The organism is Glutamicibacter sp. V16R2B1 (assembly GCF_005774635.1).
Lineage (GTDB): Bacteria > Actinomycetota > Actinomycetes > Actinomycetales > Micrococcaceae > Glutamicibacter > Glutamicibacter creatinolyticus.
The window spans coordinates 352,440-371,916 of record NZ_VATX01000015.1 but is presented as its reverse complement, the minus strand read 5'-3'; the positions used below and the strand labels follow the sequence as shown (position 1 = coordinate 371,916).

The following is a 19,477-nucleotide window of genomic DNA, read 5'->3' as shown; positions in this document are numbered from 1 at the left end:
GGCGCGGCGGGTTAGAAGCGGTCGGCCTCGTAGGGCGAGACCACGACGTCCACCCGCTGGAATTCCTTCAGCGTGGAGTAGCCGGTGGTGGCCATGGCCCGGCGCAGCGCGCCGACCAGGTTCGAGCTGCCGGTGGTTTCATGGGACGGGCCGAAGAGCAGCTGTTCCATCGGGGCGACCGTGCCCACCTTAACCCGGTCCCCGCGGGGGCTGGCCTCGTGAACGGCCTCCATGCCCCAGTGCCAGCCGTCGCCCGGGGCCTCCTCGGCGCGGGCCAGGGCGGTGCCGAGCATCACGGCGTCGGCTCCCATGGCCAGGGCTTTGACCATGTCACCGGAGTTGCCCACCCCGCCGTCCGCGATGACGTGTACGTAGCGTCCGCCGGACTCCTCAATGTAGTCGCGGCGTGCCGCGGCCACGTCGGCGATGGCGGTGGCCATCGGGGCGTGGATGCCCAGGGTGCGCCGGGTGGTGCTGCTGGCCCCTCCCCCGAAGCCGACCAGCACACCGGCAGCGCCGGTGCGCATCAGGTGCATGGCCGGGGTGTAGCCGGCCGCACCGCCGACGATGACCGGCACGTCCAGTTCGTAGATGAACTGCTTCAGGTTCAGCGGTTCGGTGGTCTTGGAGACGTGCTCGGCCGAGACGGTGGTGCCGCGGATGACGAAGATGTCCACCCCGGCGTCGATGACGGTCTGGTAGTGCTCCTGGGTGCGCTGCGGGGTCAGCGACCCGGCCACCACTACCCCGGACTCACGGATCTGGGTGATCCGCTCGGTGATCAGTTCGGGCTGGATCGGCGCGGCGTACAGCTGCTGCAGCTTGCGGGTGATCGCCGGGTCGGCGCGGCGGGCGCTTTCCGAACGCAGCGCGGAGATTTCCTCAAGCACCGCGGTGGGGTCCTCGTAGCGGGTCCACAGCCCTTCCAGGTTCAGCACGCCCAGCCCGCCGAGCTGGCCCAGCTGGATGGCGGTGTCCGGGCTCATCACCGAATCCATCGGGGCGCCGAGGATGGGGGTGCTGAATTCGAAGGCGTCGATCTGCCAGGTGACCGAGACGTCCTTGGGGTCCCGGGTTCGCCGGTCCGGCACGATGGCCACGTCGTCAAGGGAGTATGCCTGGCTGGCGCGCTTGGAGCGGCCGATCTCAATCTCGTTAATCACTGCTCTAGGTTATCAAGTTCCCCTGCGGTTCACGGCCTTTGCGTCGCCACCGGCTGCGCCCGGCCGGTGCCGGTTCCCGGCAGTGAGGTCCGGATCCCGTCCAGCTGCATAGCGGCGGCCTGTTCGGCGTCGGCCAGTGCCGCCAGCTGCCCGGCCAGGGCGGTGAAGCGCTGCGCTGGCGCCGGCCCGTCCCCGGGGGCCAGCAGGGCTGCGGTGAAGTCTTCCCAGTCCGCGGCCAGCTGCGTATAGGCGGACACGGACTGGGCCAGGGCGCCGAGCCCGGGCAGGGCGCTGGCCTCCTGCAGGAACTGGGCGTACAGCCCGCGCAGCCCATCGGCGGCGGCGAAGCGGGAGTCAGCAAAGAATCCGTGCAGCTGCTCCAGCGCCGAGTCGCAGAGTGCCGGCTCGGCCAGCATGGTGGCCCAGCCGGTGTCCCCAGTGGTGTCGGCCAGCCGTTCGGCCCAGCGCCGCATCCCGCTCACCCCGAAGTTGCGGGCGTAGTGCTGGGGCAGGCCGGGCAGCTCGGTGGTGCCCAGCATCCGCCCGGTGGTTTGGGCGATCGCCTCGCGCACATTGGCGGCCAGCGCGGCGGGGCGCGGCCCGCGGCGGGAGGGCACCCAGGCGCTGAAGTTCCGGTCCCGCTTGTGCCGGGCGCGGGCTGCGGCCAGGTCGGAGTCGCTGATCTGCTGCAGCTCACCGCTGCCGTCATCGACCAGCAGCATCCCATCCAGTTCGCCGAGCACCGCCACATCGATGGTGTCCTCGGCGTCCACGCTGCCGGTGGCCACCCACGGCAGGGCGGCGCGGGTGACGCGCACCGCGATGGCCCGCCCGGCTTCCAGTGCGGCGTCCAGGTTCGCGGCGGCGGCCTGCTGGTTGCCGGTGGTGCGGATGCGCACCTTCGCCCCGCAGCGCTCCAGCAGGGTGGCGGTGAACGGTTCGGGGTGGGCACGGGTGACCAAGGCCAGGTTCACGGTGTCGGCGTCCACGAAGCTGTGCAGCATGAACCCGATGCCGCCGGCCAGCCCGGCAAGCATCGCCTCGCTCAGCGGTTCACCACTCAGCGGGTCCTTCACCCCGGACTGGGTGAGAATCCGGTGCCACAGGGCCGCATCGTATTGGCGCACGTTCTGCGGCGCCGGGTATTCGGGCAGTTCCTCCGGTGCCGGCTCCCCCGCCGGGGCCGCGCCCTGCTGGCGTGCGGCGGCATGCTGGGCGGACTTCGGCTCGGGCCGCCCGTCCAGGATTGCCTTGCGGGCGGTGGTGTAGCTTTCGCCGGTGCGCTCCATCCGGGCCCGGACAAGCTTCTTCAGGTTCTTGGGCAGGTTCTTGGGCAGGGTCTTGGCCTGGCTCTTGGGGTGTTTCGCCGGGTTCTTCGCTGCCGCGCGGGACGGGCGGTTGGGGTGGGCCACGGGGTGGATGTCCTTCCTTCACAGGTGCCCGTCCATCATGTCACGTTCGGTGCGCCGCGGCGCATAGACTGGGGCCAGTCTCCCGGGCCCGGCCGGCGGGCGGGTGATGGGGCACAAGGGGGCGCACATGGGCAGGGACGGCAGGCGAAATCGGCTGACCATCTGGCTGGCGGCGGCGGGTTACCTGGTGGCACTGGCCCTGATAGCGGCCTGGCCGAGCCCCGTGGACGCCCCGGTGAACGCGCAGCTGATGGCGTTCTTCGATGCGCTGCACCGCCGGGGTGTGCCGCAGATCATTGGATACAACCTGCTGGAGTTTGGCGCGAACGTGGTGCTGTTCATCCCGTGCGGCCTGCTGCTGGCCCACCTGTTGCGCTCCTGGGTCCCGGCGGTGCTGCTGGGTGCGGGGTTGGCCGTGGCGATCGAGGCGGGCCAGTGGCTGGTGCTGCCCGGGCGGCACGCCGATGCCCGGGACATCATCGCCAACTCTGCCGGGGCGCTGTTCGGTGCCCTGCTCTGGCTGCTGCTGCGGACACTGCGCCGGCGCCGGGCCGCCGCCCGTGCCCGCACCGAGCACGCCCGGCGAGCGCGGCGGAGCTAGGAGCGCACCCGCCGGCCGATGCAACGCCGCAGGCCCCGCACTGCCCCGCGCGGGGCGGGTGGGTGCGGGGCCTGTGGGAAGAACCGCTGGCGGGGTTAGCGGGACTTGTAGTTCGGTGCCTCGACGGTCATCATGATGTCGTGCGGGTGGGATTCCTTCAAGCCCGCGGCGGTGATGCGCACGAACTTGCCGCGCTCCTTCAGTGCCGGGATGGTGGGCCCACCGACGTAGAACATGGTCTGGCGCAGGCCGCCGACCAGCTGGTGCACCACGGCCGAGAGCGGGCCGCGGTAGGGCACCTGGCCTTCAATGCCCTCGGGGATCAGCTTCTCATTGGTGGGCACATCGGCCTGGAAGTAGCGGTCCTTGGAATAGGAGGTGTTCTTGCCGCGGGTTTCCATGGCGCCCAGCGAGCCCATGCCGCGGTAGGTCTTGAACTGCTTGCCGCCCATGAACACCAGGTCGCCAGGGGACTCGGCCGTGCCGGCCAGCAGCGAACCGAGCATCACCGAATCGGCGCCGGCCACCAGGGCCTTGCCGATGTCACCGGAGTACTGCAGCCCGCCATCGGCGATCAGCGGCACCCCGGCCGGGATCGCGGCCTTGGCCGACTCGTAGATGGCGGTCACCTGCGGCACGCCCACACCGGCCACCACGCGGGTGGTGCAGATGGAGCCCGGGCCCACGCCGACCTTGATGGCGTCCGCGCCGGCATCAATCAACGCCTGGGCGCCTTCGCGGGTGGCGGCCTGCCCGCCGATGATGTCCACGTGGGCGGCGGCCGGGTCCTTCTTCAGGCGGGAGATCATATCCAGCACGCCCTGGCTGTGCCCGTTGGCGGTGTCCACCACCAGGGTGTCCACCCCGGCGTCGATCAGGGTCATGGCCCGCTCGTAGCCTTCACCGAAGAAACCAACGGCGGCGCCCACGCGCAGGCGGCCCTCATCGTCCTTGGTGGCCAGCGGGTACTGCTCGGCCTTGTCGAAGTCCTTCACGGTGATCAGCCCGGTCAGGCGGTCCTCGTCATCGACCAGCGGCAGCTTCTCGATGCGGTTCTTGGACAGCAGCTGGATGACTTCCTCGCGGGAGACCCCGACCTTCGCGGTGATCAGCGGCATGCCGGTCATCACCTCGTAGACCTTGGTGGTCATGAAGTTTTCGCGCGGCACAAAGCGGGTGTCGCGGTTGGTGATGATGCCCAGCAGCTTGCGGTTCTCGTCAACCACCGGCAGGCCGGAAACGCGGTAGCGGGCGCACAGGTCATCCCACTCGTCCAAGGTGGCGCCCGGGTGCACGGTCACCGGGTCGCTGATCATCCCGGATTCGCTGCGCTTGACCTGGTCCACCTGCTTGGCCTGGTCCTCGATGGACAGGTTGCGGTGGATCACGCCGATGCCGCCCTGGCGGGCCAGGGCGATCGCCATCGGGGCCTCGGTGACGGTGTCCATCGCCGCCGAGATGATCGGGGTCTTGATGTTGATGCGCTTGGTCAGCCGGGTGGTGGTGTCCGCGTCGGAGGGGATCACGTCCGTGGGGCCGGGCAGCAGCAGCACATCATCGTAGGTGAGTCCTTCAAGGGCAAAGGGGTTGAACTCAGACACGTAGGAACCTTTCGGACGAGACGGCGATTGATTACATGGTAGAACCATAATTGCCCCGTCGCGATTCCCGTTTGGCGCCATGTGGTCAAAGTAACGCGCCGGGGACGGCTGGTTAACGGCCCGGTCCTTCCCAGCCGGTGGCCTTGATGAAGCGGCGCGCGAAGATCTCATCGGCGCTTTGCACAAACGTCTTGGACAGGTGTGAATCGTCCAGGTAGGTGACCACGTTGCCGATCACCGGCTGGCACAGCCCGTCCGGGCAGATCAGCCGGGTCATGTCCAGGGACACCACCCGGTCCCCGTAGTCGTGTTCGGCCAGGAAAGTGTCCACCGGGTTCACCGCGGCCATCCGTTCGGTCACCGGGGCGGAGCAGCGTTCGGGGTGGTTCGGGTAGCGGTCCACGCATTCGGGCACGTTGAACTCAAAGCGCGGGGTGTCGCGCATCGCGATCACCCGGCTGCCGGCCTGCAGCAGCGGGGCGATCGCCTCGGCGTAGGCCGGGGCCATGCGCTCCTGCTCGGCGGCGCTGCGCCCGAACTCGTCCTCATACTGCCCGGTGACCGAGGCGACGGTCAGCACCATTTGGGGAGCCAGTTCGGCCACGAAGTCGGTGGCGGCCTCCTGGAACTTGGCGCAGCGCACCGCATCATGCTGGCCCACGTCCCCCAGCCGGCAGCCCGGCTCGTGCAGCATCATCCAGCTGCCGCCGGTTTCCTGCATCATCGCGTCCACCGCCTGACTCCAGTGCTGGGTGTGCGAGTCCCCCAGCAGCACCAGGTCCGGCTTGCCCTGCCGGTCCCCGCCGCGCTGGCAGAAGTAGATGTCCTCATCATCCGGCGCGTAGTCCCCCTCGCAGCCCTGCCCCGGGTTCTGCCACTCCTCGGCCAGTTCGGTGCTCAGCGGCAGCTTGATGGAGGCGCGCTGCGGGTCCCAGTCGCTGGAGGCCATGGCGCCGGGGTTTTCCTGGCGGTCCTGGGCGGCGGCCAGAACCCGGGTGTGCTCCACGCTGGACTGCCACACCGCCACCGGCGCGCACACCAGCACCAGGCCCATGCCCAGCACCACGGCCTGGGCCAGCGGCACCCCCAGCTGGCGGCGCTGCAGTCCTGGCAGTGCCGGACTCCAGTTGCGCAGCGGTTTTTCAATCCACCGGGTGGTGGCCATGGCCAGGGCGATGGAGCCAAGGATCAGCAGGGTGCCGGTGAGCAGTCCCACCGAGGACTGCTGGGTGAAGTGCAGGTAGAACACCAGGATGGGCCAGTGCCACAGGTACATGCCGTAGGAGACATCCCCCAGCTGCACCAGCGGCCGGCGGGAGAGCAGCCAGGCGGCGTTGCGGTGCTCGGGCTCCCCCGGGGCCATCAGCAGCAGTGCCGCCCCCAGGGTGGGGATCAGCGCCAACCAGCCGGGGAACTGTGCCTGGACCTCCAGCACCGCCCCGCAGCTGATGATCACGGCCAGCCCCACCCAGCCGCCCACCCGGCGCACCGGTTCGGCCAGCCGCTGCAGCCGCGGCAGGGCCAGGGCCACCATGGAGCCCAGCGCGAACTCCCACATCCGGGTGCCGGTGTGGAAATAGGCCAGCGGCTGGTTCACCTGGGTCAGGTGGACCGAGTAGCCCAGGGAGAGGGCGAAGACGATTCCGAACATTCCCAGCGCCACCGTGCTGAAGCGGTGGCGGCAGAAGAAGCGGCGCCAGATCAGGGCGCAGGCCAGCAGCAGCAGCGGCCAGATGATGAAGATCTGTCCCTGGACGGACAATGACCAGAAGTGCTGCAGCGGTGAGGCGGCGGAGGTGTTGAACGCGTAGTAGTCCACGTTCGCCTCGGCCAGCTGCCAGTTCTGCCGGTAAAGCAGGGAGGCGGTGGCCTCGTCCATGATCTGTTGCCAGCGGGTGCCGGGCATGAACGCCCAGGCCGCAACCACCACCACGGCGATCACCACCGCGGCCAGACCCACCAGCCGGGAGAAGGTCTTGAGCCAATAACGCACCGGGTTCGGCCAGCGGCCGGACTCGATCTGCCGAGCCATGGAGGCGGTCATGAAGAACGCGGAAAGCATCAGGAAGATGTCCACGCCGCCGGAGACCTTGTCGAACCAGAAGTGATAGCACATCACCAGCAGCACGGCCAGGGCACGCAGCCCCTGCAGGTCCATGCGGTAGCCGGAACCGGCAGGACGGGGTGCCGCCGCGGGCCGGAGGTGAAGGGAAGTGGAACTGTTGTGGCACATAAGAAAACGGGGTCAGGGGTGGGCGCCGGAGGGTGCCCGAGCCCGGTTCGGACCCCGCGGTGGGGTCCAGGGAACACTAGGTGACCCCTGATCCTATCAAAGATCGTTATCGAATCGTGACAGAACCGGGCTTCCACGTCCCCGGATACGGCAACGGCCCCGGAACGCCGCTGCCACAGCAGCTGGGGTTCCGGGGCCGTTGGCCTCAGGTGTTGCCGTCCCTAGTGGGCGTGGGCTGCTTCCTCGTCCTCGGCGGGCTTCTCAGCCACCAGGGTCTCGGTGGTCAGCACCAGCGAGGCAATCGACGCGGCGTTGTGCAGCGCCGAACGGGTCACCTTCACCGGGTCGATGACGCCGGCGTGCAGCAGGTTCTCGTACTGCCCGCTCTTGGCGTTGAAGCCCTCGTTGGCCGGGGACTCGGCGACCTTGGAAACCACCACGGAGCCGTCAAAGCCGGCGTTGGTGGCAATCCAGTAGGCCGGCTTGACCAGGGCGCGGCGCACGATGGCCACACCCGCGGCCACATCGCCGGCCGCAGCGGTGGCGCGCTCGTCCTCATCCAGGGCGGAGAGGGCGTCCACCAGGGCGGTACCGCCACCGGCGACGATGCCCTCTTCCAGCGCCGCACGGGTGGAGGACACGGCGTCCTCGATGCGGTGCTTGCGCTCCTTCAGCTCCACCTCGGTGGCGGCGCCGACCTTGATCACGCCGATGCCGCCGGCCAGCTTGGCCAGGCGCTCGGAGAGCTTCTCGCGGTCCCATTCCGAATCGGTGCGATCCAGTTCGGCCTTCAGCTGCGAGACGCGCTCGGCGACGTCCTCATCGGATCCGGAGCCGTCCACGATGGTGGTCGAGTCCTTGGTGATGGTCACGCGGCGGGCCGAGCCGAGCACCTCGGTGCCGACCTGGTCCAGCGACAGTCCCAGCTCCGAGGAGACCACCTGGGCGCCGGTGAGGATGGCGATGTCCTGCATCATGGCCTTGCGGCGGTCGCCGAAGCCCGGGGCCTTGACGGCCACCACGTTCAGCAGGCCGCGCAGCTTGTTGACCACCAGGGTGGACAGGGCTTCGCCCTCCACGTCCTCGGCGATGATCAGCAGCGGCTTCTTGGTTTCCAGGACCTTTTCCAGAAGCGGCAGGAACTCTGCCACGGTGGAGATCTTGCCCGGGTTGATCAGGATCAGCGCGTCCTCCAGGACGGCTTCCTGGCGGTCGGTGTCGGTCACGAACTGCGGGGAAAGGTAGCCCTTGTCGAACTGCATGCCCTCGGTGACCACCAGTTCGGTGGCGGTCGTGGAGGACTCTTCGATGGTGATGACCCCGTCGGTGCCCACGGTCTTGAAGGCCTCGGCGAGCAGTTCGCCGATTTCCTCGTCCTGGGCGGAGATGGCGGCCACGTTGGCGACCTTGTCCTCCACGTCCACGGCGTTCTTCGCCAGGCGGGCGGCGACGATCTCGGTGGCCAGTTCGATGCCCTTGCGAATATCGCCCGGGGCGGCGCCGGCGGCCACGTTCTTCAGGCCTTCCTTCACCAGTGCCTGTGCCAGCACGGTGGCGGTGGTGGTGCCGTCACCGGCCACGTCGTTGGTCTTGGTGGCCACTTCCTTGGCCAGCTGTGCGCCAAGGTTTTCGTAGGCGTCGTCCAGGTCGATGTCCCGGGCGATAGTCACCCCGTCATTGGTGATGGTCGGTGCGCCCCAGCTCTTGGCCAACACGACGTTACGCCCGCGTGGGCCCAGGGTCACCTTCACGGTGTCGGCGAGCTTGTCGATGCCCGCCTCGAGGGCACGGCGTGCTTCCTCGTTGAATGCTAGCTGCTTGGCCATGCATTGACTCCCTATGAATTCTTGGGTCGTAATCGACGCAAAGCCCCGAATCGCGAGGGTCTCGCTGTGCGGGGCTCGGTCGGCTACGAAAGGTGGGTGACGTTACTTGACGACAACTGCCAGCACGTCGCGGGCCGAGAGCACCAGGTACTCCTCGGCGCCGACCTTGACCTCGGTGCCCCCGTACTTCGAGTACAGCACGACGTCGCCTTCGTTGACGTCCAGCGGAACGCGGTTGCCGTTGTCGTCAATGCGACCCGGTCCAACGGCCACAACGGTGCCTTCCTGCGGCTTCTCCTTGGCGGAGTCCGGGATCACCAGGCCGGAGGCGGTGGTGGTTTCGGCTTCGACCTGCTTGATGACAATGCGGTCTTCGAGTGGCTTGATAGAGACAGACACAGTCTCTCCTTTTCGTTTATGAACCAATGGAAAAAACGGTAACGCCCCGTGGCATTGCTCCAACCGTCGTCGCGGTGCCAGTTGGTCATATCCAGTAAGGCATGGACTGCCGCGCCCGATCGGGATCGGGTACTGCATCCATTGATGACTTTAGGACGAAAATTAGCACTCGGTCAAGGCGAGTGCTAATGATCGGGATTCGTGTTGCTTCTGGTTCACTGACAGCTGACCCGGACCCGGCGGCAGGCCGGATCCGGGTCAGCGCGAAGAGCGGAGAAACGGGGTTAGCGCGGGTCCACCTCGACCAGGCCAGCATCCTCCGGGGAGGACAGGTCCATGTCCTTCAACGGAACCACCTTGGACTTGGTGAGCATGCGGTGACCGAGCCACAGCGCCAGGAACAGCGGGATCCCGATGTAGGCCGAAAGCACCTCCATGCCCCGCCCGGCCAGCACCGCCTCGTAGTTCTGCCCGGCGATCACCAGGATCAGCACCGCGAAGGCCACCAGCGGGCCGATCGGGAACAGGGCCGCCTTGTAGGGCAGCTCGCTGACCGAGTGTCCCTGGGCCAGGAAGCCGCGGCGGAACCGGTAGTGCGAGATGGCTATGCCCGCCCAGACTATGAACCCGCACAACCCGGAGACGTTCAGCAGCCAGGCGTAGGCCGCACCCTGGCCAACAATCGCGGTCAGGAAGCCGAACAGGCCCACCGACGCGGTGGCCAGCAGCGCCGGCATCGGCACGCCGCGGCGGTTCAGCTTGCCGAAGACCTTCGGCGCCTTGCCATCCAGCGCCATGGAGTAGAGCATGCGGGTCGAGGCGTACAGCCCCGAGTTGCCGGCCGAGAGGATGGCGGTGAGGATGACGGCGTTCATCAGGGCGGCGGCGAAGGCGATGCCGGCACGCTCAAAGACCATCGTGAACGGGCTGGCCGCCACGTCGGCCTCCCCGGAGGCCAGCAGGCTCGGGTCGGTCAACGGCACCAGGGTGCCGATGATGAAGATGGCACCAATGTAGAAGAGCATGATGCGCCAGAAGACGGTGCGGATGGCCCGGGGCACCTCGCGGCGCGGGTTCTTGGCCTCGCCGGCGGCCACGCCGACCAGCTCGGTGCCCTGGAAGGAGAAGCCGGCGATCATGAACACGGCGATGATGGAGACAAAGCCGCCGTGGAAGACGTCATCGGGGTTGGTCCACTGTCCGAAGCCGGACTGTCCCTGACCGATGACCCCGAAGATCATCAGCACACCGGCGATGAGGAAGGCGATCACCGTGACCACCTTGATCAGCGCCAACCAGAACTCCCCCTCGCCGAAGGCCTTGGCCGACAGTGCGTTCAGGCCGGTCAGCAGGGCCAGGAAGACCGCAGCCCAAATCCAGCCCGGAACCCCGGGCAGCCAGAAGTTCATGACAATTCCGGCCGCCACCAGTTCGGCGGCCACGGTGATGGCCCAGTTGAACCAGTAGTTCCAGCCGATCGCGAACCCGAAGGACGGGGAGACGAAGCGGGTGGCGAAGGTCTGGAAGGAGCCTGCGACCGGGATCTTGGCCGCCATCTCCCCCAGGGACTGCATCAGCAGGTAGACCATCAGGCCCACTGCCGCGTAGGCCACGAGTGCACCACCGGGACCGGCCTGGGAAATGGTGCCGCCGGAGGCGACGAACAATCCGGTGCCGATGGAACCGCCAATGGCGATCATCTGCAGGTGGCGGCTGCCTAGGGAGCGCCGCAGTTTCTTATCTGGCTCCTGGTCTCCACACGGTGCGCCGGGCAGCGTTGCCTGGTCACCGAGCGAAGAAGCCGGCCTCTGTTCCTGGGTTTCCACGCTTGTTTTGCTCATCGGTGACATACAACACCATTTCCTTCACCGAGTGCGACCTCGGTCACAGCCTGAGTAGTGGATCGATTAAAGTACTTGGCGCACACGGTTCGGGGTCGCGGAGGCGAGCCCGGTGACCTGCGGGCAAGCCGGGATTGAGTTCGGGCGGGCAAAAGATAGCCCGCAACTTCGCCTGGCGAAAATGGAGCCGTTCGAGCGCCAGCGACAGGAAGGGTTTTCGTGATGCTGTCGTGCGCCAAGACGCAGCATTGCTGTGGCTGATCGAAAGGCGTTAAGGACGTTTCGTCAGCGGGAGAGCTCTGCGCGACGGCCTTATCTGGACGCCACAACGGGTTTTCCACGACCGGCCAGCCACGGCAATTGCGCGACAAGCGCAGGAGCGGCAGCCCAAAATATGACGCAAATATGTCATATTCCCCCGCCATTGGTGCCCCTACGGCGGCACGGCGGGCAGCGGTTCGCGTGCTCGCTCCGCCGGGCGGCTGGGTCAAAGTCATGCTCGTGGTGTTCCTTGGTTCTATTCGCTCGGCGCCTTTGGGCGCCGAGCCAGCTTCTGTCGTCTCCCACATCACTTCTGCATCACAGGCTTCGCGGAGGTGAGGTATCGACACTGGGTGTCAACGACTTCCATCCGGCTCAACGCGGCGCCGGATTATATTCTTCCCCCGGCGTTCACCCGAATCCGATCCTCTGAGCATCAGCAAAAACTGCTGTAACTTCCGGGAGGATGAATTTTTGGTGAAGCATTCCTGTTGCATGAGCGTGTTTGGCGACGTTGCAGACAATACCGCCAACGCCTGAGACCAAACGCGTGAGGGTGAGCAAGATCCCCTATCTGGTGCGGGAGCCTGAATCTGAGCGTGAAGAAAGTAACACCAAGACGAGCCAGTTCGGGCTGCCCGCCACCGTCTCGCGCGTTGTGCGCGGGCGGAGCCCCCGTCAGGGCTTGTGCCCGAGTGTCAGTCCTAGGGGAAGCCTGGCTGGTGGCCTGCTGATGGGCGTCGGCACCCGTAAAGGGTTCTCCGATACTCTGGATTCATGCCCCAGGCCTCCAATGACTCCGCACTGAATGACCAGTTCGCCGCCCTGCTCTCCCCCGAGGGATGGCAATTATTGGCGAGCATCGACCCCTCGATGCTGGCGAGTAAGGATGCGGCATGGGCACTGAATGAAAAACTGCGCAAAGAAGGGCATGACCCTGCGGTTGTGCGCGCCGTGGTCGCCCAGTCGCAGTTGCGCTATCGGGGCAGGGTGAAATTCGGTCCCTTTGCCGACTCACTGATCTTCACGCCGGCAGGCCTGGAACAGGCCACCCGGTTGATGATTGCCGGACTGCACGCCCGCCGCTTCGTGGAAGCCGGGTGTACCCATGTAGCGGATCTGGGCAGCGGCATCGGCGCAGACGCCATCGCCCTGGCCAGCGCGGAGCTGAAGGTCACCGCCGTGGAGCGTGATGAAACCACCGCCGCGGCACTGACACTGAATTTGATGCCGTTCCCGCAGGCGACCGTGGTGCACGGTCAGGCCGAGGATGTGGATTTGGAAGCGGTGGATGGGGTCTGGCTGGATCCTGCCCGCCGCACCGAGGCCAACGGCAACACCAAGCGCATCTTCGACCCCGAGTCCTTCTCCCCTCCCCTGTCCTTTGTCGAAGCCCTGGTGGATGCGGGCAAGGATGTGGGCGTGAAGCTGGGACCCGGCGTGCCGCATGAGGCCATTCCAGCCACCGCCGAGGCCGTATGGATCTCCGATCACGGCTCGGTCATTGAAGCCTGCCTGTGGTTCGGCCGCCTGGCCCGTCCCGAGGTGAAACGCGCGGCACTGGTCATTGACAAGGACGGCGCCCACGAACTGACCTCCCCGCTCCCCGCCGAGCAGGGCGCCACCGCTCCGGTGGGCGAACTTTCCAACTACATCTACGAGCCGGATGGCGCGGTGATCCGTTCGCACCTGATCGCCGAACTGCTCCAGCAGACCGGCGGCGCCCTGCTCGATGAGCACATTGCCTACTTCACGCACGAGAAACCGCTGGAGACTCCCTTCGCCCGCGGATACAAGGTGCTCAAGGTGCACGACTACAACATCAAGAAGCTGCGTAGCTGGGTCAAGGCAAATCAAATTGGTCAGCTGGAGATCAAGAAGCGCGGGGTGGACGTGACCCCCGAAGAGCTGCGGAGGATTCTGCTGTCTGGAGTCCCGAAGAGCGCCAAAAATCACGCGACACTGGTGCTGGCCAGGATTGGCGACAAGCGTCTGGCCATCGAGGTTGAAGCCATCACCGGGTCGTAACCTTCACGCGATTTGCCCTCCCTGCGGCCCGTCACCGGCCGATTGGAGCGCACGTGCGCGAAAATGAACTAGTTTGAAGTAACCACACTGGCCTGTGGGGCGGCCGTCGGCAAGACATCCGGCACGCCCGCACCACCGCGGATTCAAGGAGTGCCGTGCAGAAGATCGACTTTGCCCAGTCCGAGCAGTCAACCATCGGCGTCGAATGGGAAATCGCCCTGGTGAACCAGCAGACCGCCGATCTGTGCTCGGTTGCCGAAGAGGTACTCGCCGCGGTCAAGGAACGTGACGGAATCGCCCCCGACGAAGAGCACCCGACCATCAAGCCGGAGTTGCTGCTGAACACGGTGGAAGTGGTGACCGGCGTGCATCACACGGTGGCCGAGGCCGCCGAGGAACTTTGCCAGAACGTCCGGCTACTGACCGAGGTCACCGATCCGCTAGGCGTGGACCTGTACTGCGCTGGCTCCCACCCCTTCGCGGCACCCACCCTGCAGCCGGTCACCGACAAGGACCGCTACGCCAAGCTAATTGACCGCACCCAGTGGTGGGGACGGCAGATGGTGATCTACGGGGTGCATGTCCACGTGGGCGTGGACAGCCGGGACAAGGCGCTGCCGATCACCGACGGGCTGATCAACTACCAGCCGCACTTCCAGGCGTTGACCGCCTCCAGCCCATACTGGGGCGGGGAGGACACCGGCTACGCTTCACAGCGTTCCCTACTCTTCCAGCAGCTGCCCGCCGCTGGCATCCCCTACCACTTCAACGACTGGGCTGAATACGAGTCCCACGTCGGGGACATGATGCACACCGGAGTCATCGACGACGTCTCAGAAATTCGCTGGGATGTGCGCCCGGTGCCGCGGCTAGGCACCGTGGAGATGCGCATCTGTGACGGGGTAAGCAGCATTGCCGACATCAAGGCAATCACTGCGCTCACCCAATGCCTCGTGCACGACATGTCGCTGAGCCTGGAGGCCGGTTACAAAATCCCGGTCATGCCCCGCTGGTTCCGTACTGAGAACAAGTGGCGTGCCGCCCGCTATGGGCTGGACGCGATCATCATTCTTAATGCCCAGGGGGACGAGATGCTGGTGACCGACCACCTGCGCCAGGAGGTCAAGCGGCTCATGCCGGTAGCCGACCGGCTGGGCTGTGCTGAGGAACTGGCCAGCGTCCTGGATATCATCGACCGCGGTGGGGAATACCAACTGCAGCGCCAGGTATTTGCGGCGTCAGGTGGGGACTTCAAGGCTGTGGTAAAGGACAATGTTGCGCGGCTCGAAGCACTGTAACCCCGAAGTAGGATCACATCTGCCGAAACTGCTGTGTATTGGGACTCGTGTACAGTCTCAAAAACCTTCGTTTTTGAGACCCGGTTCTTCGTCCCTGACATCGTAGAAGTCACCGCCGTCGGAGCCAATAAATTCAGCGAGGATATCAAGGCTGTAGCCCGTGAGCCTTTGAGCACGACTTCAGATATCACGTGGTGACTACGGAACTGATGATCTGCCCGTCACGAGCTGCCATCCGTCGTTAAGGGGTAAGTTGATCAGGGCGCCATGTTGAGGTGAGCTAACCAGCTCCTAGCAAGGCCTTTAGTAGTTGTAAACAATAGTTCCAATGTAGGCGCGCTGATACTTGTTCCACTTGCACGGGTATTGCGCACCGATGCTACCTGTGAGCAGTTTAAGTGCTGTGCGATACTCTGCCTGACATGCCGACAGAGTGCTGCGCTTGACCTGGTAGTAGTTGGCATCGGCATTCGCAGCAGGTGCCGCGACGATTCCCGCGCTTCCAACGAGGCCTAACAAGATCGCGAAAGAAGCGAGCTTTGCCTTTATTTTCATTGCTTTCCTCATTTATTCGAACTTGCAGATGAAAGGATCATAGCAATGAAGATGTCTCCCCCGCTAGTAATGTTTTGCCCCAGTGAAAGTTCGAAGACCGGTGGGTTAACGTAATCGCTATGGCTGGTTGGGAAGTATCGCGACATCCTGAATGGGACATGATGTATGCCGCTGGCCTGACGGTGCGAGAAATCGCTGACCGCTGCCGCCGAAACGTCGCCACCGTGAACATACACCTTCGAATCCGGGAGAAGTACTCCCCCGGGCTTCGCTTCACGCATGAGGCCGCGCTAGCGGCGAGAGGACCGGATCGCCCGTCAACTTTGTGGCGTAAACGCCTCTCCGAAGCCCTGGCCTTCCAGGATAGGCATCAGCGTTTGCCTCGCAACGACGGCGACGAGAGCGAGCGCTCTTTGGCGCAGTGGGTCGCTGATCAGCGTCTCTCCGATATGAAGGGGCGCATGTCGGTCCCGAAGATTGTTCTTCTCGATGACCTGCGGGATTGGCACATTGACGCTCATTAGCAAGAACTCGATCAGAAATGGCGTCATCAATTAGCCGCCGTCAAAGACTTCGTGGACTCCACCGGTAGGTGGCCGCCGCGGTACAAGAAATTCGAGAGTGAGCACGAACGCATTCTCGGGGTCTGGTTGCACAATCATCACCAACGCAGAGCTGAAAAGACGCTCCAGGCCTGGAGACTTAAAGCGATCAACGACACCTTGCCCGTCTGGCATAGCTACGCATGAGCTGCCTTCTGTGTATCCAGGGAACACCTCGAAGTACCATCTGCTCCCAGATCTTGTAGGAGCGAGCTCAATCGTCACGCAAGTGTTATGCCCTAACCATCAACGGGCTATGGATACTGGCCTTTGAAATCTCCAGTCCCGTGGCACAGCTCCCTGACGCGATAGAATCCAAGGATTCATGAAATTTAAGCTCTGCCCTCCTGAATGTGCCGATTATAGGTGACGAAAAGTTCTAACTCTCCCCATTACTGGCATCAATAATGGAGTTAAAGACGGTGATGCGCCTCGATCTTTGAGGGGAATGATGGCCTCAACGACAGCTCAGGATTCCCTGCCCCAACCAGCAGTCAAGGTGCCGGAAATGCTCCGCCCTACCGGGGCGCCGCAATCGCGACCCAATCGTCCCCTAGCATGCGAAAGAACTTTATGCTTTGAACGAGTTCCACCCATCCAATCCCCGGATTTCTGTATGAGCCAGAGTAGGTCGCGCCGGGTGCTACAAGGAGTGGTCTGACAACTTGACGCGACCAGCATGACGTTTTTGGACCGATCGGCTACGGCTCCTGAAAGGGTCCTCGGGTACCGAACGAGTTCTAGATGTTTTGAAGACAGATGCGACAGGACCGTCGCGCTCCTGAAAGTACGCGTGGTTGCTTTGTCTGCTCCCCGTCGCTCCTGAGTTCCGGAGCTTTTCGTGACTCGCGCTGTTTTCTCCTCATAGACTGATCTGTGTCACCGGCTGCGAAGAATCGGTCGCAAAGTTCACGCCACTTGGCGTGGCACCAGCTTCCACCAGTTGCGCCCCCAACGCCGCAACCATCGCCCCATTATCGGTGCACAGGTTAAACGGCGGGACCGTCAGGTCGATGCCGGCCGAGGCACAGCGGGCGGCCAGCAGTTCACGTAGCCGAGTGTTGGCTGCCACTCCCCCGCCGAGCAACAGGGTGTTTAGCCCGTTCTCGACGCAGGCGCGAACCGCCTTGGCGGTGATGACATCCACGACCGCTTCCTGGAAGGATGCGGCGATATCAGCAACCGGTACTTCCAGTCCCTGGGACTCGAAGTGCTCAACAGCCCGGGATACAGCGGTTTTCAGCCCTGAGAACGAGAAGTTGTAGCGGTGCTTGCCCGGGTTCTCAGCGGTGCCGGTGAACTTGGGCAGGCTCAATCCGCGAGGGAACCGGAATGCCTTGCGGTCTCCCTTGGTCGCGGCCTTGTCGATGGCCGGACCGCCTGGATATCCCAAGCCCAGCAACCGGGCGACCTTGTCGTAGGCTTCGCCCGCGGCATCGTCAATTGTTGCGCCGAGCAGCTGTACATCATCGGTGAGCGAGGTGACCCTAAGGATTTCGGTGTGCCCGCCCGAGACCAGCAGCGCACCGAACTCGGTGGGCAGCGGCTTGCCGCCGAGGACCCCGACGCCCACGTGGGCGACCAGGTGGTTGATGCCGTACAGCGGCTTGCAGGTGGCCAGTGCCAGCGCCTTCGCGGCGGCCACACCAACCATCAGTGCACCGGCCAGACCCGGACCGCTGGTCACGGCAATGGCATCGATTTCAGCCAGCGTCAGCTTCGCGTCGGCGAGCGCCGCATCGAGGGTCGGGATGAAGGCTTCCAGGTGGGCGCGGGCCGCGATCTCCGGGATGACCCCGCCGAAACGCACGTGCTGATCCATGGAACTGGAAACCGTGTTGGTCAGCAGCTGGGTGCCGCGCACGATGCCGACCCCGGTTTCGTCGCAGGAGGATTCGATGCCCAAGACGATGGGTGCTTTGGACGTGCTCATTTCGTCTCCTCTTCGCGCAGCCGCAGGCGCATGATCAGTGCGTCGGTGCCGTCGCGGTAGTACTTGGCGCGTTCATGGATCTTGGAAAAGCCCAGCGACAGGTACAGCCCGATCGCCACCGGGTTGTCCTTGCGCACTTCTAGCATCACATCGCGGGCGTTGCGTTGCCGGGCACGCTCAATCATCACCTGCATCAGCTTCCGTCCCAGCCCCTGGCCTTGGGCATCGGGACGGAGGGCAATGGTCTGCACATCGGCGAAGGGCAGTACGGTGCACAGGCCTGCGTAGCCCAGGATCTGCCCTTCTCCTTCGTACACCCAGTAATCCCGGGTCTCGTGCTGGGACAGTTCGGCTTCAAAGAGTTCCACCGGCCAAGCATCGGCCGGGAAACTGGCCACCTCCAGGGCGTGGACCGCCGGGATGTCCCCCGGCAGCATGGTGCGCAGCACCGGGTTCAGGGACTGAGCTGCTTCATGGCTCATGATTTGGCCTGCTTCATGAACTGTGGAACCTGGGCGTCGGACTCGCGCAGGTAACGTGGGGCGGTATCAGACAGGTCCGCGCCTTCTGCCAGTTCGGCGAGCGCACGCGGTCCCAGGTCGGCAGCTCGGGTCAGCCAATCTCGGCTTACGGCGACCGGCTTGGCTCCGGCCTCTTCGAGTTCTTGTGCATAGAGTCCTGCACCTACACCGTGTACTGCCAGGGCCGGTAGTTCCCCGGCGGCCGAGACGTGCGGACCATCCAGCAGCTTGCCGTCAGCGGCGAAGCGTGCCCAGTAGACCTCGCGGCGGCGCGCGTCCGTGGCAATCAGGTATTCGGCGTCCGGCTGCAGTTCGCGGCGCACCCGTTCGGCCAGCGCTCCCAGGGACATGGTCCCGTGCAGCGGCACACCCCATACGTAGGACAGGGTGCGGGCGGCCACCAGGCCCACCCGCAGCCCAGTGAAGGGGCCGGGTCCGGTGCCCACGATGATGCCGGCCAGTTCTTTGCCTTCCAGCCCCGCCTGGGCGAGCAGTTGGTGGATGTAGCTGACCAGGGTTTCGGTCTGGTCGTTGGACCGTTCACTGGTGATCTCGGCGTGCACTGTGCCGTTGGCGTCAATCACGGCCACGGAGGTGTGGGCCGAGGTGTCTATGACCAGGTAGTTGCTCATGGCTGGCCTTCCGGGTTGCTGAAGCTTTTCAAGGTGGCCTCGAGTGCCGCGCGCAGCTGCTCCCAGCGCGCCGGTTCCCAGTCCGGGCCAGTGGCGCTTAGTGTCAGGGTGCGCGGTTCATCGCTGCCCTCGTCATCGAATTCCCAGGACGCGGTGGTGGTGTCCGCAGGCAGAGCCGCGCGTGCCAGGGTCAATTCCAGGCGGGAGCTGTTAAGGTGCTCCACCTTGCCGGCGCCCCATTCAACGACGGTCACCGCTTCCGGGGCGGTGGCCTCCAGATCCAGGGTGTCCACTTCGCTGGGGTCGCTCAGCCGGTAGGCGTCCACGTGGACCAGGTTCGGTCCGCCGACCAGGCTGGGGTGTATGCGCGAAAGCACGAAGGTTGGGGAGATGACCCCTTCGCGGACCTGCAGTCCTGCTCCCAGGCCCTGGGTGAGCGTGGTCTTGCCGGCACCCAGTTCCCCGGTAAGGATGACCAGGTCCCCGGCGTGCAGCTGCCGTCCGAGTTCTGCGCCCAGCGCCTGGGTGGCTTCCACGGTGGCCGGATGCAGGGTCAGCTGCTGGGCGTGCC

16 protein-coding genes are annotated in these 19,477 nt (G+C 65.1%); 4 read left to right on the top strand and 12 right to left on the bottom strand.

Features of this window, described 5'->3' with window-relative positions:
- Positions 1–11: 11 nt before the first annotated feature.
- Both FDN03_RS11820 and FDN03_RS11815 read right to left on the bottom strand, forming a co-directional pair.
- Positions 12–1,163: a GuaB3 family IMP dehydrogenase-related protein gene (locus tag FDN03_RS11820; protein ID WP_138177296.1), complete on the bottom strand. Its 1,152-nt coding sequence runs from the start codon at positions 1,161–1,163 to the stop codon at positions 12–14.
- A 29-nt stretch (positions 1,164–1,192) separates the two neighbouring features.
- Positions 1,193–2,575 carry a DUF4872 domain-containing protein gene (locus FDN03_RS11815; protein WP_249354524.1) on the bottom strand — a complete coding sequence of 461 codons (1,383 nt, stop codon included), beginning with the start codon at positions 2,573–2,575 and terminating at the stop codon, positions 1,193–1,195.
- A gap of 127 nt (positions 2,576–2,702) precedes the next feature.
- On the opposite strand from FDN03_RS11815, the gene FDN03_RS11810 reads away from it, so the two are divergent.
- Positions 2,703–3,176, top strand: a complete 474-nt coding sequence (locus FDN03_RS11810; RefSeq protein ID WP_171021232.1) for a VanZ family protein — start codon at positions 2,703–2,705, stop codon at positions 3,174–3,176.
- Positions 3,177–3,271: 95 nt separating this feature from the next.
- Here the strand turns inward: FDN03_RS11810 and guaB are convergent, their stop codons facing one another.
- The 5 genes from guaB to FDN03_RS11785 form a co-directional block, all read right to left on the bottom strand.
- Positions 3,272–4,825, bottom strand: a complete 1,554-nt coding sequence (gene guaB, locus FDN03_RS11805) for an IMP dehydrogenase (RefSeq protein WP_138177292.1) — start codon at positions 4,823–4,825, stop codon at positions 3,272–3,274.
- Positions 4,826–4,889: 64 nt separating this feature from the next.
- Positions 4,890–6,935 carry an acyltransferase family protein gene (locus tag FDN03_RS11800; RefSeq protein WP_171021231.1) on the bottom strand — a complete coding sequence of 682 codons (2,046 nt, stop codon included), beginning with the start codon at positions 6,933–6,935 and terminating at the stop codon, positions 4,890–4,892.
- A gap of 296 nt (positions 6,936–7,231) precedes the next feature.
- Positions 7,232–8,836: a chaperonin GroEL gene (groL, locus tag FDN03_RS11795; protein WP_138177288.1), complete on the bottom strand. Its 1,605-nt coding sequence runs from the start codon at positions 8,834–8,836 to the stop codon at positions 7,232–7,234.
- 102 nt (positions 8,837–8,938) lie between these two features.
- Positions 8,939–9,235 (bottom strand): co-chaperone GroES, encoded by a 297-nt coding sequence (groES, locus tag FDN03_RS11790; RefSeq protein ID WP_054820525.1) that lies wholly within the window; start codon positions 9,233–9,235, stop codon positions 8,939–8,941.
- A 284-nt stretch (positions 9,236–9,519) separates the two neighbouring features.
- The gene (locus tag FDN03_RS11785) at positions 9,520–11,076 is read right to left on the bottom strand and encodes an amino acid permease (RefSeq protein WP_138177286.1); all 1,557 of its coding nucleotides are present in this window, start codon (positions 11,074–11,076) and stop codon (positions 9,520–9,522) included.
- 1,038 nt (positions 11,077–12,114) lie between these two features.
- On the opposite strand from FDN03_RS11785, the gene FDN03_RS11780 reads away from it, so the two are divergent.
- Positions 12,115–13,365 (top strand): class I SAM-dependent methyltransferase, encoded by a 1,251-nt coding sequence (locus tag FDN03_RS11780; protein WP_138177284.1) that lies wholly within the window; start codon positions 12,115–12,117, stop codon positions 13,363–13,365.
- 155 nt (positions 13,366–13,520) lie between these two features.
- Entirely contained in the window at positions 13,521–14,663 is a 1,143-nt protein-coding gene (locus FDN03_RS11775; protein WP_138177282.1) for a glutamate--cysteine ligase, read from the top strand.
- Between the two features lie 303 nt (positions 14,664–14,966).
- Here the strand turns inward: FDN03_RS11775 and FDN03_RS11770 are convergent, their stop codons facing one another.
- Positions 14,967–15,218, bottom strand: a complete 252-nt coding sequence (locus FDN03_RS11770) for a hypothetical protein (RefSeq protein ID WP_138177280.1) — start codon at positions 15,216–15,218, stop codon at positions 14,967–14,969.
- Between the two features lie 119 nt (positions 15,219–15,337).
- Here FDN03_RS11770 and FDN03_RS11765 point away from each other — a divergent pair, with 119 nt between their 5' ends.
- Positions 15,338–15,742 carry a Helicase associated domain protein gene (locus FDN03_RS11765; protein ID WP_138177278.1) on the top strand — a complete coding sequence of 135 codons (405 nt, stop codon included), beginning with the start codon at positions 15,338–15,340 and terminating at the stop codon, positions 15,740–15,742.
- Between the two features lie 940 nt (positions 15,743–16,682).
- Here the strand turns inward: FDN03_RS11765 and tsaD are convergent.
- Genes tsaD through tsaE form a run of 4 tightly spaced genes read right to left on the bottom strand, consistent with a single transcriptional unit; the run spans position 16,683 to position 19,442 of the window.
- Positions 16,683–17,753 (bottom strand): tRNA (adenosine(37)-N6)-threonylcarbamoyltransferase complex transferase subunit TsaD, encoded by a 1,071-nt coding sequence (gene tsaD / locus FDN03_RS11760; RefSeq protein WP_138177276.1) that lies wholly within the window; start codon positions 17,751–17,753, stop codon positions 16,683–16,685.
- On the bottom strand, positions 17,750–18,235 hold the full coding sequence (gene rimI, locus FDN03_RS11755) for a ribosomal protein S18-alanine N-acetyltransferase (RefSeq protein ID WP_138177273.1): 486 nt from the start codon (positions 18,233–18,235) through the stop codon (positions 17,750–17,752). The genes tsaD and rimI overlap by 4 nt, the downstream gene beginning before the upstream one ends.
- Entirely contained in the window at positions 18,232–18,906 is a 675-nt protein-coding gene (tsaB, locus tag FDN03_RS11750) for a tRNA (adenosine(37)-N6)-threonylcarbamoyltransferase complex dimerization subunit type 1 TsaB (RefSeq protein WP_138177271.1), read from the bottom strand. Before tsaB ends, rimI begins: the two co-directional genes overlap by 4 nt.
- Positions 18,903–19,442 carry a tRNA (adenosine(37)-N6)-threonylcarbamoyltransferase complex ATPase subunit type 1 TsaE gene (tsaE, locus tag FDN03_RS11745; RefSeq protein ID WP_249354548.1) on the bottom strand — a complete coding sequence of 180 codons (540 nt, stop codon included), beginning with the start codon at positions 19,440–19,442 and terminating at the stop codon, positions 18,903–18,905. Before tsaE ends, tsaB begins: the two co-directional genes overlap by 4 nt.
- Between the last annotated feature and the right edge of the window lie 35 nt (positions 19,443–19,477).